The 14,972-nt window shown below is 68.3% G+C and carries 13 protein-coding genes; 10 read left to right on the forward strand and 3 right to left on the reverse strand.

The genetic code is table 11. The features are described 5' to 3' along the window. Positions 1 to 238: 238 nt before the first annotated feature. Both QQS53_RS02880 and QQS53_RS02885 read right to left on the reverse strand, forming a co-directional pair. Positions 239 to 958, reverse strand: a complete 720-nt coding sequence (locus tag QQS53_RS02880) for a TIGR03089 family protein (RefSeq protein ID WP_472774424.1) — start codon at positions 956 to 958, stop codon at positions 239 to 241. A 115-nt stretch (positions 959 to 1,073) separates the two neighbouring features. Continuing rightward, positions 1,074 to 2,717: an LCP family protein gene (locus QQS53_RS02885; protein ID WP_472774425.1), complete on the reverse strand. Its 1,644-nt coding sequence runs from the start codon at positions 2,715 to 2,717 to the stop codon at positions 1,074 to 1,076. 221 nt (positions 2,718 to 2,938) lie between these two features. Between QQS53_RS02885 and QQS53_RS02890 the strand changes: the two genes are divergently transcribed. From QQS53_RS02890 to QQS53_RS02900, 3 genes are all read left to right on the forward strand, one after another. Further along, positions 2,939 to 3,853, forward strand: a complete 915-nt coding sequence (locus QQS53_RS02890; RefSeq protein WP_472774426.1) for a glycosyltransferase family 2 protein — start codon at positions 2,939 to 2,941, stop codon at positions 3,851 to 3,853. Between the two features lie 170 nt (positions 3,854 to 4,023). Beyond that, positions 4,024 to 5,130, forward strand: a complete 1,107-nt coding sequence (manB, locus tag QQS53_RS02895; RefSeq protein WP_472774514.1) for a mannose-1-phosphate guanylyltransferase — start codon at positions 4,024 to 4,026, stop codon at positions 5,128 to 5,130. A 595-nt stretch (positions 5,131 to 5,725) separates the two neighbouring features. Further along, a complete protein-coding gene (locus QQS53_RS02900; protein WP_210400090.1) occupies positions 5,726 to 5,974 on the forward strand; it encodes a WhiB family transcriptional regulator in 249 nt (82 codons plus the stop codon). A gap of 104 nt (positions 5,975 to 6,078) precedes the next feature. Here QQS53_RS02900 and QQS53_RS02905 read toward each other — a convergent pair whose 3' ends face one another. Beyond that, positions 6,079 to 6,546, reverse strand: a complete 468-nt coding sequence (locus tag QQS53_RS02905) for a metallopeptidase family protein (RefSeq protein WP_472774427.1) — start codon at positions 6,544 to 6,546, stop codon at positions 6,079 to 6,081. A gap of 94 nt (positions 6,547 to 6,640) precedes the next feature. Between QQS53_RS02905 and QQS53_RS02910 the strand changes: the two genes are divergently transcribed. The 7 genes from QQS53_RS02910 (at position 6,641) to QQS53_RS02940 (ending at position 14,818) form a co-directional block, all read left to right on the forward strand. Continuing rightward, positions 6,641 to 7,093: a DUF3499 domain-containing protein gene (locus QQS53_RS02910; protein ID WP_083319157.1), complete on the forward strand. Its 453-nt coding sequence runs from the start codon at positions 6,641 to 6,643 to the stop codon at positions 7,091 to 7,093. 91 nt (positions 7,094 to 7,184) lie between these two features. Continuing rightward, the gene (locus QQS53_RS02915) at positions 7,185 to 8,552 is read left to right on the forward strand and encodes a phosphomannomutase/phosphoglucomutase (protein WP_472774428.1); all 1,368 of its coding nucleotides are present in this window, start codon (positions 7,185 to 7,187) and stop codon (positions 8,550 to 8,552) included. 91 nt (positions 8,553 to 8,643) lie between these two features. Further along, positions 8,644 to 10,839, forward strand: a complete 2,196-nt coding sequence (locus QQS53_RS02920; protein WP_472774429.1) for a LamG-like jellyroll fold domain-containing protein — start codon at positions 8,644 to 8,646, stop codon at positions 10,837 to 10,839. A 298-nt stretch (positions 10,840 to 11,137) separates the two neighbouring features. Further along, on the forward strand, positions 11,138 to 12,817 hold the full coding sequence (locus tag QQS53_RS02925; protein ID WP_472774430.1) for a nitrite/sulfite reductase: 1,680 nt from the start codon (positions 11,138 to 11,140) through the stop codon (positions 12,815 to 12,817). Beyond that, a complete protein-coding gene (locus tag QQS53_RS02930) occupies positions 12,814 to 13,077 on the forward strand; it encodes a hypothetical protein (RefSeq protein WP_472772282.1) in 264 nt (87 codons plus the stop codon). The genes QQS53_RS02925 and QQS53_RS02930 overlap by 4 nt, the downstream gene beginning before the upstream one ends. Then, positions 13,070 to 13,867: a sirohydrochlorin chelatase gene (locus QQS53_RS02935; RefSeq protein WP_472774431.1), complete on the forward strand. Its 798-nt coding sequence runs from the start codon at positions 13,070 to 13,072 to the stop codon at positions 13,865 to 13,867. Before QQS53_RS02930 ends, QQS53_RS02935 begins: the two co-directional genes overlap by 8 nt. Further along, a complete protein-coding gene (locus tag QQS53_RS02940) occupies positions 13,868 to 14,818 on the forward strand; it encodes a sulfite exporter TauE/SafE family protein (RefSeq protein WP_472774432.1) in 951 nt (316 codons plus the stop codon). The last annotated feature ends 154 nt before the right edge of the window (positions 14,819 to 14,972 follow it).

The following is a 14,972-nucleotide window of genomic DNA, read 5'->3' on the forward strand; positions in this document are numbered from 1 at the left end:
AGTCCTGCGGCGGTGGTATATATCACTGCTTTGCAAGCGGGAGTCCGCCGCCTGAGCGGCTGAAGGCATGAAGTTGCCCCTCCGCCTGCTCGGGGGGGGTGATAGGCAGAGGGGCAACGGGTGCGAGGTGGGGCGGCCGGAACGCTCGGGGGGTGATGTTCCGGCGCCACGCTGCCTCGCAATTACGATACTAACGTAGGTCGGCTAAGAATGCACGCCCAAAGCAAAAACTTTTTTGTTAGCGCAGCTCAGTGGCCTTTTCGTTGGCCCGGATTTCCTCTAAACGGCGGTCATCTGCTAGGCCCGAAACCACTACTGCGGACCCGCCTTTAGCCAGCGGCACCAACACGTTCGCGCGGAAGCTGTCCCAGTCGTGCCAACCGGTGCTCAGCACGCGGGGTCCGTTAGGGCCGCCGTGGGCCTGGCCGGCGGGGCCCGCGGGGCTGTCAGGGTTGTCTGCGGCCGCGTCGGTGAGCACGAGCTCGGGCAGGGGCGTGGTCGGCTCGAAGTACTGGTCGCCGTAGAAGCGCACGGTGGGGCCGAAGTCGATGGCGCCCAGCGGCAGCGTGCCGCCGGATTCGGCCACGCCGCGGCCGAAGGGATCCTCGGTGACCAGGACGACGTCGCGGCCCGGGAAGTCTTTGAAGCGCTCCGGGCTGGTGAAGACCACCTGCGCGGTGTCGGAGCCGGCGCTGGCGCTGGTGGACAGCTGGACGTCGATGTCGCGGGCCAGGGCGCCGAGGCAGATGACGGCGGCCTGCCAGCTGACCGGCAGGTTCACGGCGATGGTGTCGCCGGGTTCCAAGTCGAGCTCCTCGGCCAGCATGTTAGCGATCTTCGCCACCCAGTTCTGCAGGGTCTGGGCGGAAAAGTCGAGGCGGGCGCCGGTGGCCTCCGTGTAGACGGTAATGCGCGGGGCGGCCGGATCCTGGTCCAGCAAAGCTTTGAGGAAATTCATGGCACCCCATGGTAGGCAAAAGCCGCCCGCCACGGCGCTGGAGGCGGTGGCAGGCGGCGGTGCTGGTGGGGCGCCGGCTGGGCGCCGGATGGGCGCCGGCGGTGTGGCTGTGTGGCTAGTTCACGCAGCGCGGGCCGTGGCCGCCGGCGTCGATCTCCGGGGAGACCTCGGCGGTGCCGAAATCGCCGCCCGGGGTGCCGACGGGGGCATCGGCGTTCGCGTCGGCCTCGCCGGCCGGGCCCTGCGCCTCCTCGTCGGAGGGGCCGGAGTACTCGTCGGCGGTGACCACGATGAGGGTGGAATCATCCAGGCCCTCGTTGACGGTAACCGGCAGGCCGCCGAGCTTCTCCGCCAGGGCCTTGGCCTTCTCATCATTGGCGTCGGCGGCGACCACCTGGGACTCGGCGTAGACACCCGGCTGCGCGTTCGAGGTGCGCGCCACGGTGTAGCCCTCGCCCTCCAGGAAGGAGCCCACGCCGCCGGCCAGGCCGGAGACCGAGCCGGCGTTGAGGACGTGGACCTCGACGCCGTCGACGTGGGCCGGGGCATCGCCCGCGCCCGCGGCCTCGCCGGAGTCCTCGGCCGGGGCTTCTTCCTTGTCCTTTTCCTCCTGGCTGCGGGCCAGGTCGTCCATGAACTTGTGGACCTCGGCCACGTCGATGGTGATAATCGACTCGCCATAATCGCCCGTGCCGTCCACGGAGGTGACCGGGATGGTGTTGAAGGTGACGTTGCCGCCGGCGAGATCGGCCAGCTGGGTGGCAAAGCTCATCACGTCCCAGTTCTCATCGATGACGACGGAGCGCTCCACCGCCTCGGAGATCTTGCCCAGCTTGGACGGGTTGGTCAGGGTGCCGGCGTCCAGCAGCTTGTTGACCAGGGAGGCCATGAAGGCCTGCTGGCGGGTGATGCGGTCCAGGTCGCCGCGGGGCAGGCCGTAGCGCTGGCGGACAAAGGCCAGGGCGTCGGCGCCGTGCAGGGTCTGCTCGCCGGCGGGGAACCTGGCGCCGGACATCTCGTCATCGACCGGCTCGTTGAGGCAAACGTCCACGCCGCCGACGGCCTCAGTCAGCAGGACGAAGCCCAGCAGGCCGATCTCCGCGTAGTGATCGATCTCGATGCCGGTGAGGTCCCGGACCTCCTCCAGCAGGGCGGCGCGGCCGGCCTCGACGCCCTTTTGCTCGATCTCCTTGGCGTCGTGCGGGGCAGACTTGCCGGCGGCCTCGGCCTCGTCGTTTTCGGCCTGCAGCTGGTCCGTCATCGCGCCCTTGTGCGCGGCGTAGACGCCGTTGATCTTCATGTTGCCGTGCTCGTCGTCGGAGATATAAGTATCGCGCGGGATGGACACGGCGGAGGCCCGCGAGCCGTCGTTGGGCACGCGGATGACCATGATGGTGTCGGTGTTTTCCTCGCCCTCGTCGACGCCGGCGTGGAGCTTTTCCAACTCCTCGTCGCTCAAACGGTTGCCGTGGGCGTCCGAGCGCGAGTCGGAGCCGACCAGCAGGATATCCACGGCGCCGTCCGCGGCGTCCTTATCCTTAAAGCCGCCCCCGCCGCCGAGCTGCAGGTTGGACACCGAGGACAGGTCCCCGCCCAGGCGGCCGATGGTGGCATAACCGATGCCGCTGACAACCAGCACTACCACCGACAGGATGGTCAGCACGGTCTTCAGTGCTGTGGACCCGGTCTGGGCGGTCTGCGGACCGCGCGTGGGGGCGGCCTGAATATCGCGCACGGGGCGGGCAGGTTCTTTGTTCACAAGTTCGACTTCCGTTGGACTGCTGGTAGCGAGGGGTACTGGAACTGGGAAATAATAGCACTCAGTTTAGGCGAGATCGGGTAAATCCCCGAAAGCCGGCCGCGCCTTCACCACCCTTTACGCTTTCTTGGTGGGGCAGTGGCCGGGGGACGAAGCCTCCCCGGGCGGGTGGCCGGAACTGGGCGCGCCGGCTCGTGTCGCGGGCGAGCCGGCCAGGCGGGGTGGGTAGTGTGGAAGCCATTGTGACTACCGATAACCAAACCCCGCTGGCCGTGGTGACCGTGACGTACTCGCCCGGCGCCTTCCTGGCGGACTTCCTGGATTCGCTGGCCGGCGCCTGCAGCCAACCCACCCACGTCGTGCTGGCCGACAACGGCTCCACCGACGGCGTGCCGGAGGCGGCCGCGCGCGAGCGCGACGGCGTCGACTTCGTGCCGACCGGCGGCAACCTGGGCTACGGCGGCGGCATGAACGCCGGCGTCAAGGCGCTGGGCAAGCTGCGCGCGGCCGGTGAGATCGACCCGGACTGGGTACTGCTGTCCAACCCGGACGTGGCCTTTTCCCCCGGCTCTATCGATGCCCTCCTGGCCTGCGCCCGGACCTGGGACCGGGTGGGGTCGGTGGGGCCGCGCATCGTTGAGCCGGACGGCAGCAACTATCCCTCGGCGCGCGCGGTTCCGGACCTGCTGACCGGGGTCGGCCACGCGGTCTTCTCCGATATCTGGCCGTCCAACCCGTGGTCGGCGCGCTACCGGGCGGGCGAGGACATGGCCCGCCAGCGCGAGGCCGGCTGGCTGTCCGGCTCCTGCCTCCTGGTCAGCTGGGAGGCCTTCGCCGCCGTCGGCGGCTTCGACGAGCGCTACTTCATGTACCTGGAGGACGTGGACCTGGGCGACCGCCTGGCGCGGGCCGGCTACCGCAACGTCTTCTGCCCGGAGGCGGTCATCACGCACGCCCAGGGCCATTCCACCAAGGCGCACTCGGCGGCCATGCTACGCGCCCACCACGACTCCGCCTATCGCTTCCAGGCGGATAGGCATCCCGCGGCCTGGCAAGCGCCCCTGCGCTGGGTGCTGCGGGCGGGGTTGCGCCTGCGCGCCGGGCTGGCTGTGGCGAAAGGTACAGACAAAGTTTAGTGCCGCTTTTATCGGCGTTGTGGCAGCTAGGAAGCTGTGTCGCTGCGGCGAGCGGGGTCGGCGGCCGGGAAAATGGCGGCGGCACGCGCGTGGCGCGGCGCGGCGGCCGGGGCTCGGGCTCTACAATCGGGCGAGAATATTATTAACTAAACCAAAGAAAGATGGATTCTATGGCCGAGCACGAGACTGCCGCAGCAGACAATCTGGGCGCGGTTACTGATGCCGTGATCCTCGTCGGTGGACGCGGTACCCGCCTGCGCCCCTTGACCATCGGCACGCCCAAGCCCATGCTGCCGACGGCCAACTATCCCTTCCTGCAGCACCTGCTGGCACGCATCCAGGCCGCCGGCATCACCCACGTCATCATGTCGACCTCCTACAAGGCCGAGGTCTTCGAGGAATACTTCGGCGACGGTGCCGATCTGGGCCTGGAGATCGAATACGTCGTCGAGGAAGAAGCCCTGGGCACCGGCGGCGGCATCCGCAACGTCTACGACCACCTGCGGCACGACACCGCCATGGTCTTCAACGGCGACGTGCTCTCCGGCATGGATCTCAACTCCATCCTGGAAACCCACCACTCCAAGGGCGCAGATCTGACCATGCACCTGCTCAAGGTCGCCGACCCGCGCGCCTTCGGCTGCGTGCCCACCGACGCCGACGGGCAGGTCACCGCCTTCCTGGAAAAGACCGAGGATCCGCCCACCAACCAGATCAACGCCGGCTGCTACGTCTTCGACAAGGAGCTTATCGCCACCATCCCGGCCGGCCGCGTGGTCTCCGTCGAGCGCGAGACCTTCCCGCAGGTCCTCGAGGCCGGCCGCAAGGTCATCGGGCACGTGGACAACTCCTACTGGCGTGACATGGGCCGCCCAGAGGACTTCGTGCGCGGTTCCTCCGACCTGGTCCGCGGGATCGCGCCGTCGCCGCTGCTGGCAGGCCGCACCGGCGAGGCCATCGTGGATGATTCCGCCGGCGTGGCCGGGGGAGCGCTCCTGTTGTCCGGCACCTCCGTGGGCCGCGGCTCCGAGGTCGGCGCCGGCTCCCGCCTGGACGGCACCGTGGTCTTCGACGGCGTGACCATCGAGCCGGGCGCGGTGATTACGAATTCCATCATCGCCTCTGGCGCCCACATCGGCGCCAACACGCACATCGACGGCTGCGTCATCGGCGAGGGCGCCCAGATCGGCGCCCGCTGCGAGCTGGAAGGCGGCATGCGCATCTTCCCGGGCGTTGTCATCCCGGACCGCGGCGTCCGCTTCTCCTCCGACGCCTAAACCTGCCTGGCGGGCCACCGGCTGGTGGCCCGCTTTGTGCTGCCGATGCCACCTGTCGCTCCCCGCAGCCCCCGCCACCGCGGTCGCCGCGGACTGCCGATGCCACCTGCGCCGGCGGCGCTCCCTGCATTGTCCGGGCCGCCCGCGCGGCTAGGTTGCCGGGCTGCCCGCCCCGGTTGGGCGGGCTGAGCTGCCAGGACTGCCCGGTCCGTGGCCGCCAGGATCAAAAACCTGGCAAAAGGGTAGCGACACGCCGGGGATTCCTGTGAATTGTGAACAGGGATCGGGGCGACCCCTATATGTAGTACCCCCGCCTTCTCCCCCGGGGAAGTCGTGTCTGTGATCCGTGTGAAGAATGTGAATAGTGACGTGGGGTTTCGGGATCTTTTCGCTAATTTAGCTCCCGACGGGTTGACGATATTTAGTGATACAGTGTGAAATAACAACAGTGTAAGAAACCACTTGGCGCGGCCCCCGGGCTGGCTAAGGCTGACTGAACTGACTGAACTTTTAACTACTGCAAACTACGGAGGAAGGACGAGGCGTGAAAGACATGGCTAACGGCGCCATTCCCCGTGGCGGTGCTGCTGCAGAGATGTCCATCGACGAGCTTTTCGGGGCGGTCGAGCAAGAATGGCAAGACCAGGCGCTGTGCGCGCAAACCGATCCGGAGGCATTCTTCCCGGAAAAGGGAGGCTCCACTCGGGAAGCGAAGCGAATCTGCCAGGCCTGCGCCGTACGGGATGAATGCTTGGAATACGCGCTCGAACACGACGAGCGCTTTGGCATCTGGGGTGGCCTCTCCGACCGCGAACGCCGCCGCCTGAAGCGAGAAATCAGCTAACTAACCTGGCCTGTCCGCCGCGGGTAGCTACCCGCTCCCAGCCTGCCGGGCTGGGATTTTTGAGATCTTGGGGCGCTTTGAAGGCCGGTGCGCGCCTGCGCCTGCTACCAGCTAAACCGCGGGTCGATGTCCTGCGGGCTGAGGTTCAGGTAGTTGGCCACCAGGGAGGTCAGCACCGTGGACAGGAGTTCGCTGCGCTCCTCGCGGGTGGCGCAGCGGGCCTCGATGGGCATGCGGAAAATCACCAGCCGCGAGCGCGTCGGCCGGCCCTTCGCATCCACGCCGGCTGGCACGATCCGCCCCAGCGGCACCGGGCCGTCCGCGACGATCTCGTCGGGCAGCACCGTCATGTCGGCGCGCAGGCGCATCCGCGGCACGGTATCGACGGCCAGATCCAGGGTGGTCAGCTGGTCGGCGAAGGCGTTCTGGATGGGCGCGTAGGCCTCCAGCACGGCCATGTCGAAGCTCTGGGCGCGCGTGCGGAAGCGCGGCGTCTGCTGCGGCAACAGGGGGCCGCGCTGGCCGCGGCCGTGGCGGTCGCGGCGGACGGAAAGCGGCGGGGTAGCGGGCATGAGGCTTACTCTAGGACGCCGCGGGGCGGATTTTTCCGGGGCGCGCCGGTCGGGGACTGTCTAAATGACTACTTGAGGTCTAGACTGTGTGGCTGTGACTGAATTTCGACGTTGTTCCCGCCCCGGCTGCGGCCGTGAAGCCGTGGCTACGTTGACTTACGCCTACGCCGAGCAGACCGCCGTGGTCGGCCCGCTCGTGGAAGAAGAAGACCCGCACTCCTGGGACCTGTGCGCCGAGCACGCCGAGCGCATCACCGCCCCGCAGGGCTGGGAGATGCTGCGCGTCGACCAGGTCGACATCGAAGACGACGACGATCTCCTGGCCCTAGCCGAGGCCGTCCGCGAGGGCGGGCGCGTGACCACCGGGCTGGTCGAAGGCGGCGAGCCCGGCTCCGGCGCGGACCCTATCGACTACGCGCCCACCTTCGACGGCGCCGATCCGGCCCGCTCCAACCACCCGGTCTTCCGCACCCGCCGCGTGGCCACCGCCAAGCAGCAGCGCCGCGCCCACCTGTCCGTGGTCCCGGACCCGGGCAGCAACAGCTAGCCTCCCGTTGCCTGTGAGTTAGCTACCAGTAACCCTCGGGGAGCCCGGCCCGTGGCTCCACCGCCGCAGCGGCGGACTAGACTGGTCATTTATGCGAGACCGTGAAAAGCTGGACCAAGTAATCAAGGCCTATGACGTGCGCGGCGTGGTGGGCGAGGACATCGACGTCGACTTCGTGCGCGAGGTCGGTGCGGCCTTCGCGGCGCTGATGCGCTCCGAGGGTGAGCACGTCGTCGCCATCGGCCACGACATGCGCCCGTCGTCGCCGGAGCTGGCCGCCGCCTTCGGCGAGGGCGTCAACGCCCAGGGCCTCAACGTGGTCATGCTGGGGCTGACCTCCACCGACGAGCTCTACTTCGCCTCCGGCGACTTGGACTGCGCCGGCGCGATGTTTACCGCCTCCCATAACCCGGCCAAGTACAACGGCATCAAGCTCTGCCGTGCCGGCGCGAAGCCGGTGGGCGAGGCCACGGGCCTGGCCGACATCAAGGACATGCTGGCCGCCGGCGTGCCCGACTTCGACGGCGAGCCGGGCGCGGCCACGGCCCGCGAGGTCCTGGACGACTACGCGGCCTACCTCAACAAGCTCGTCGACCTGTCCGCCACCCGTCCCCTCGTCGTCGCTGTCGATGCCGCCAACGGCATGGGCGGCCACACCGTCCCCGCCGTCCTGGAGGGGCTGAACCTGGACATTCGCCCGCTCTACTTCGAGCTGGACGGCACCTTCCCCAACCACGAAGCCAACCCGCTGGACCCGAAGAACCTGGTGGATCTGCAGGCCTTCGTCAAGGAGCAGGGCGCGGACATCGGCCTGGCCTTCGACGGCGACGCCGACCGCTGCTTCGTCGTGGACGAGCTGGGCCAGCCGGTCTCCCCGTCGGCCATCTGCGCGCTGGTCGCCGAGCGCTACCTGGACAAGTTCCCGGGAGCGACCATCATCCACAACCTGATCACCTCCCGCGCCGTGCCGGAGCTGGTCGAGGCCGCCGGCGGCACCCCGGTGCGCACCCGCGTGGGCCACTCCTTCATCAAGGCCCAGATGGCCGAGCACGACGCCGTCTTCGGCGGCGAGCACTCCGCCCACTACTACTTCCAGGAGTTCTGGAACGCCGACTCCGGCATGCTGGCCGCCATGCACGTGCTGGCCGCCCTGGGCGCTAGCGACAAGCCGCTCAGCGAGCTCATGGCCGACTACCTCAAGTACGAGGCCTCCGGCGAAATCAACTCCACCGTCGACGACCAGGACGCCGCCACCCAGGCCGTGCTGGACGGCATGGCCGACAAGATCGCCGGCGTCGACCGCCTGGACGGCGTGACCGTGGATCTCAAGGGCACCCCGGCCTGGTTCAACGTGCGCGCCTCCAACACGGAGCCGCTGCTGCGCCTGAACGTGGAGGCGCCGAGCAAGGACGAGGTCGACGGCATCGTCCAGGAAGTCCTAAGCTTCATCCGCGCATAAGCTCCTGTTCACGCGGGCGTCCCCAGCCGTTTACTAGGCGGTTTTAATATTCATCGCGTATTGAATCGTTCTAGTAAAAGGAAAGGCCGTCATGCCCAACCGTCGTATCACCGCCACCGTGGTTTCTACCGCGGTGGCTTCTTCTTTGGTCGTCATCACCCCTGCTACCGCCGCCGAGGACGCCGGCTCCCGGTTCACCCTGGGCGTCATCCCGGACACCCAGTTCTACTCCCGCTATTCCACCCCGGAGACCGGCAACCTGGCCAGCGAGCGCTACGGCAGCGAGCCCTACCAGGCCCAGATGGAGTGGCTGGCCGACAACCAGGACGCCCTCAACATGGAATTCGCCACCCACCTGGGCGACGTGGTCGACCAGGCCGACGTCGCCGGCGAGTGGGACGTCGCCGACAAGGCCATGCGCGTGTTGGACGACTCCGACCTGAACTACTCCATCCTGCCTGGCAACCACGACATGGCCGACGATGACCCGTTTGGCACCCACTTCCCGGCCTCCCGCGCCGCCGGCAACGACACCTTCGGCGAGCGCCACGAGGTGCCCAACCAGGAGTCCGAATACCACATCTTCGAGGCCGAGGGCCAGCAGTACCTGGTCCTGGCGCTGGCCTGGCGCGCTAACGATGCCACCCTGGACTGGGCCCAAGGCGTCATCGACGCCCACCCCGAGCTGCCGGTCATCCTGACGACCCACGAGGTGCTCAACATCGACGGCCAGGGCCAGGTCTTCTACTCCGACGACTACGGCCAGGGCCTGTGGGACAAGTTCATCCGCAAAAACGACCAGATCTTTTTGACCATGGGCGGCCACCACCACGGCGCCGGCTACCGCGTGGACACCAACGACGCCGGCCACGAGGTCGTTTCCATCCTGCAGGACTACCAGATGGCCTACCAGGGCGGCAACGGCCTGCTGGGCGTGCTGGAATTCGACCTGTCCGGCAACGAGCTGGAGATGGCCGCGCTGTCGCCGTGGGTGGCCAAGAAGCCGCACGCGGAGCTGACCCAGTTCGACAAGCTCATCCTGGACGGCGAGGGCGACAGCTACCGCATCCCGCTGAACTTTCAGGAGCGCTTCGCCGGCTTCGCCCCCGAGTGGGAGACCGGCGACGGGAAGGAAGGCGACCTGGCCGGCAAGGCCAAGGAGATCGTCGCCGAGGGCTACCAGCCCTACGAAATCACCGATGACGAGCTGCCGATTGACGATCAGGACTACGTTCAGGCCGAGGACACCGTGTTCCACTGGCGCCCGGGCCAGACCACCCTGGACGGCAAGCAGCTGGCTGAGGGCGAGGCCGCCGGCCGCGGCTCGGTCATCCCGGACATTAACGGCGACGGCGATCTCACCCGCGAGTCCGGCCTGGACGACCGCGTTACCTACAGCACCGAGCACCACCCGCTGTCCGCCGACGCCGGCTCCCTCTACTGGTCCGACCCGGCCGGCAAGCCCGCCGTGGCCTGGTTTAAGTCCGCCCCTGATGCCGCCATCAACAACGTCGACACCTCCCGCGGCTACACCTTCGAGTCCTTCGTGAAGCTGCCGGCCGACTTCGACGGCGAGAAGCACGGCTGGGGCAACGCGATTGCCCGTGATTCCTCCATCGCCGACCTGGTGGACGGCTCCACCGACACCGACCCGACCGTCATGATGGGCGTGTCCAACCTGCGCGAGCTGCGCTGGTGGGCCGAGCCGGAGGAGGGCAGCGGCAGCACCGTCTGGTCCCACGAGGTACCCACCGACGAGTGGATGCACGTCGCCGTCGTCAACAACCCGGAGCGCGACACCGTCGAGATGTTCATCAACGGCGCGCCCATCCTGCGCAACGCCGTCGGCGCGCAGGGCCTGCTGCCGCGCGAGCTGCGCTGGGTCATGGGCGCGGGCATGGACGACAAGCGCCCGCAGGACCCGTGGTACGGCTGGATTGGGGAGACCCGCCTGGTCAACAGCGTTATCGACGAGGACGAGTGGCTGACCGCCCGCGCCCACAACGCCGGCGATGCCACCGATGCCGGCTCCAGCTCCAGCTCGGCCGACGGCTCCAGCTCCAGCTCCGCCGACGGCTCCAGCTCCGCCGACGACTCCAGCTCCGACAACTCCAGCTCCGACAACTCCAGCTCCAGCTCCGACGGCTCCAGCAACGGTTCCAGCTCCAGCAAGGCTGGCCCCATCGTCGCGATTATCGCGGCTCTGGCGGCGGGCATCGGCTTGGCGTTCAACTGGCGGTCCATCGCCGCCCAGCTGGACAAGTTCGGTATCCACCTGCCGCGCTAACCACCCACCCCCGCGGCGTACCAAGCCGTCTAGACCAACCCGCCCCGGCGCTGATAAACCCAGCGCAGGGCGGGTTTTTCGCGATTGTGGCCCGCGTAACTTTCGGCTAACCGAATTCAGGTGGCCCCGCCGCGCTAATTATTTTCTAGCCAAAGCACCTACTAAACCCCAGCGCAAGGCATATATATCCACCGCCCCCACCTAAGACCGAGCGGTCTAGCTGGACCGTACCTGTTTGTTCGCTAGACTTTGGGCACACAATTTTCCCGCCCCGCGCCACACGGAAAGGCACACGACTATGGCAACCGACGTCAAAGAGCGAAAGCGATCCGCCCGGCCGAAAAAGCCCGAGGGCCAATGGAAAATCGACGGCCAGGACCCCCTCAACAACGACGAGTTCATCAAGCAGGAAGACGGGGGCATGTCGGCGCGCCAGCGCGTCATCGACATCTATTCTAAACAAGGTTTCTCCTCCATTCCGGCCGACGACCTCGCCCCGCGCTTCAAGTGGCTCGGCCTCTACACGCAGCGCAAGCAGAACCTGGGTGGGGAGCTGACCAGCCAGCTCGACAACTCCGAGCTGCAGGACGAATATTTCATGATGCGCATCCGCTTCGACGGCGGCCGCGCCACCCCGCAGCAGTTGCGCGTCGTCGGCGGAATCTCCCGCGACTTCGCCCGCTCCACGGCGGATTTCACCGACCGGCAGAACATCCAGCTGCACTGGATCCGTATCGAGGACGTCCCCGAAATCTGGGACCGCCTCGAGGCCGTCGGCCTGTCCACGCTCATGGGCTGCGGCGACGTCCCCCGCGTCATCCTCGGCTCGCCCGTCGCCGGCGTCGCGGCCGACGAAATCATCGACGCCACCCCCGCCATCGAGGAGATCGTCGACGACTACCTCCTCCGCGAGGAATTCCAGAACCTGCCCCGCAAGTTCAAGACCGCCATCTCCGGCAATGCGCGCCAGGACGTCACCCACGAAATCCAGGACGTCGCCTTCATCGGCACCGACCACCCGGACTACGGCCCGGGCTTCGACTGCTTCGTCGGCGGCGGCCTGTCCACCAACCCGATGCTCTCCCGCTCGCTCGGCGCCTTCGTGCCGCTGGAGCGCGTGCCGGAGGTCTGGGCCGGCGTGGTCGGCATCTTCCGCGACTACGGCTTCCGCCGCCTGCGCAACCGCGCGCGGCTGAAGTTCCTGGTGGCGCAGTGGGGCGTCGAGAAGTTCCGGCAGGTCCTCGAGGACGAGTACCTGGACGCCCCGCTAGCCGACGGCGTGCCCACGCCCATCAACCCGGGCAGCCGCGACCACCTGGGCGTGCACCAGCAAAAGGACGGCAACTACTACGTCGGCGTCAAGCCCACCGTGGGGCACGCGACCGGCGAGCAGCTCATCGCCATCGCCGACGTCGCCGAGCGCTTCGGGCTGACCCGCATCCGCACCACGCCCATGAAGGAGCTGCTCTTCCTCGACGTGCCGGAGGACCAGGTCGCCGCGCTCAGCGATGCCCTCGACGCCACCGGCCTCTACTCCCACCCGTCCGAGTTCCGCCGCGGCGTCATCTCCTGCACGGGCCTGGAGTTCTGCAAGCTCGCGCACGTGACCACGAAGGCGCGCGCCATCCAGCTCGTCGACGAGCTGGAGGACGCCCTCGACGACCTCGACGTGCCGATTTCCATCGCGCTCAACGGCTGCCCGAACTCCTGCGCCCGCACGCAGGTCTCCGACATCGGCTTCAAGGGCCAGACCCTGACCGACCCGGACGGCAACCGCGTGGAGGGCTTCCAGGTCCACCTGGGCGGCGCGCTGGGCTTGGACCCGGACTTCGGGCGCAAGCTGCGCGGCCACAAGGTCCTAGCCGACGAGGTCACCGATTACGTCATCCGTCTGGTCACCAAGTTCAAGGAGCAGCGCACCGAGGGCGAACAGTTCCGCCAGTGGGTGCTGCGCGCTCCGGACGAGGACCTGCAATGAGATTTCGCCGCCAGCCCAACCCGAACCGCAACCACCCGACGTACTGCCCCTATTGCGCCGGCACGCAGCTCTTCCCGGACACCGAGGACGAGTTTGCCTGGAACTGCCAGGACTGCCGCCGGGTGTTCTCGGTGCGCTTCCACGGCCAGGACGACTCGCCGGTCGCCCCGTCGCCTGCGCCCTCGTCCCAGGAGGCGCTGCAGCAGTCGCTGCGCCGGCGCGGTCACTCCACGGCCCGGCAGGAGGCCAACGATGCCTAAGCGCGCTCTCATCACCCTCGCCCACGGTTCGCGCCGGGCGGGGGCGGCCGCCGGCATCGAGCGGCTTACCGCCGCGGCCGCGCGCCGAGCCGGGGTGTCTCTGTCCGCCGCCGCGCACCTGGAGTTCAACGACCCCGACCTAGCCGGTGCCGCCGCCGGCCTGCGCGACCGCGGGGCCGACGAGGCCGTCGTCGTGCCGCTGCTGTTTACCCCCGGCTACCACCAGCGCGTGGACTACCCGGCCGTGCTCGCCGATGCCCACTCAGCCACCGGCCTGCCCCTCAAGGCCGCCGCCGGCCTCGGCACGGGCGCGGATCTCGCCGACGTGCTGGCCCCGCGCTGCCCGGCAAATAACCACGGCGTGCTCTACGCGGTGGGCTCTGCCGACCCGGAGGCGAACGCCGCCGTGACCGACCTGGCGGCTGAGCTGGGCTGGTCCACGCTCTTTGCCACGAAGGACTCCCCGGACGCCCCGCGCGGGGTGGCCGGGCTGGAGCACCTAGCCCGCCAGCACGCCGAGCAACACGCTCAACACCGCACCCAGCTGCAGGTTCAACAGCGCACCCAGCAGCTTGCCCGCCTGCACGTGGTGCCGATGTTCGTCACCGACGGCCTCCTGCTCGACCGCCTGACCGCGGCCGTGCCGGAAATCGAGGCGGCGACGGGGACGCGCGTGACCTGCCAACCGCCGCTGGGCGCTGCGCTCGCGGGCATCGTCGCGGCGCGGTACGGTGCCGCATATAAGCACGGCAAGCTGCCGGCACGGGAACTGTTGAAGGCGGGTGTCTAGATGACGGCATTGCTCTTGATTGCGGTGGGCGGCGCGGCTGCCCAGCTGGTCGATGGCGGCATCGGGATGGGCTTCGGCGTGACCTCGACGACCATCCTCATTTTCCTGGCCGGCCTCGGGCCGGCGCAGGCCTCGGCTGTCGTGCACACCGCGGAGCTGGGCACCACGCTGGTCTCCGGCATCAGCCACTGGCGCTTCGGCAATATCGACTGGAAGACCGTCGTGCGCCTGGCGGTGCCGGGGTCGATTGCGGCGTTTGCCGGCGCGACGGTGCTCTCCAGCCTGTCGCTGGATGCCGCGGCGCCGATTACCTCGGCCATTCTCTTCGCCGTCGGCCTGAACCTGGTCTGGCGCTTTTCCCGCGGCCGGGTCACGCGCAAGCTCACCGAGACCCCGCATTCCACCCCGTTCCTGCTGGGGCTGGGCTCGGTCGGCGGCTTCGTCGATGCCACCGGCGGCGGTGGCTGGGGACCCGTCACGACGTCCACGCTGTTGTCGTTGGGCAAGCAGCAGCCGCGGCGGATTGTGGGCACGGTCAACACCGCGGAGTTCTTGGTCACCCTCGGCGCGACACTCGGCTTCGTGGTGGGCCTGTGGGACGACTTGGTCGCGAACGCGGCCGCCGTCGTGGCGCTGCTGGTCGGCGGTAGCCTGACCGCGCCGGTCGCGGCGTGGCTGATTAGCCGCCTCAACCCGATCCTGCTGGGCGGGTTCGTGGGCACAGCCATCGTGCTGCTGAATGTCGGCACCATTGTGGGCGGGGCGGAGAACGCCTTTGGCTTCACGATGCCCACCGCCCTCACCGTCGCCCTCTACCTGGCGTTGGCCGCCGGGGGAGTGGCCCTGACCCTGCGGGGGCGCAAGCGCGCCCGCGCCAACCGGCAGGCCGCGGCTGACCAGACCCCGGCCGTGGAGGCAACCGACCCTGTGCCGGCGCCTTCCAGTCGTTAGGCGCGCCCAGTAGGCACGCCGAGTAGGCGCTACGGACGTGGTCCGTGGCGCCTTTTTGCGTATTTCGGCTGGCCTCGCTCCTTGTGGCCCGGCAGTCGTGGGGTTTGGCTGGCCTTGTTCCTTGTGGCGTCCCCTCGCAGCCTTCGTCCCGCGG

The sequence above is a fragment of the Corynebacterium sp. 2571A genome (assembly GCF_055700935.1).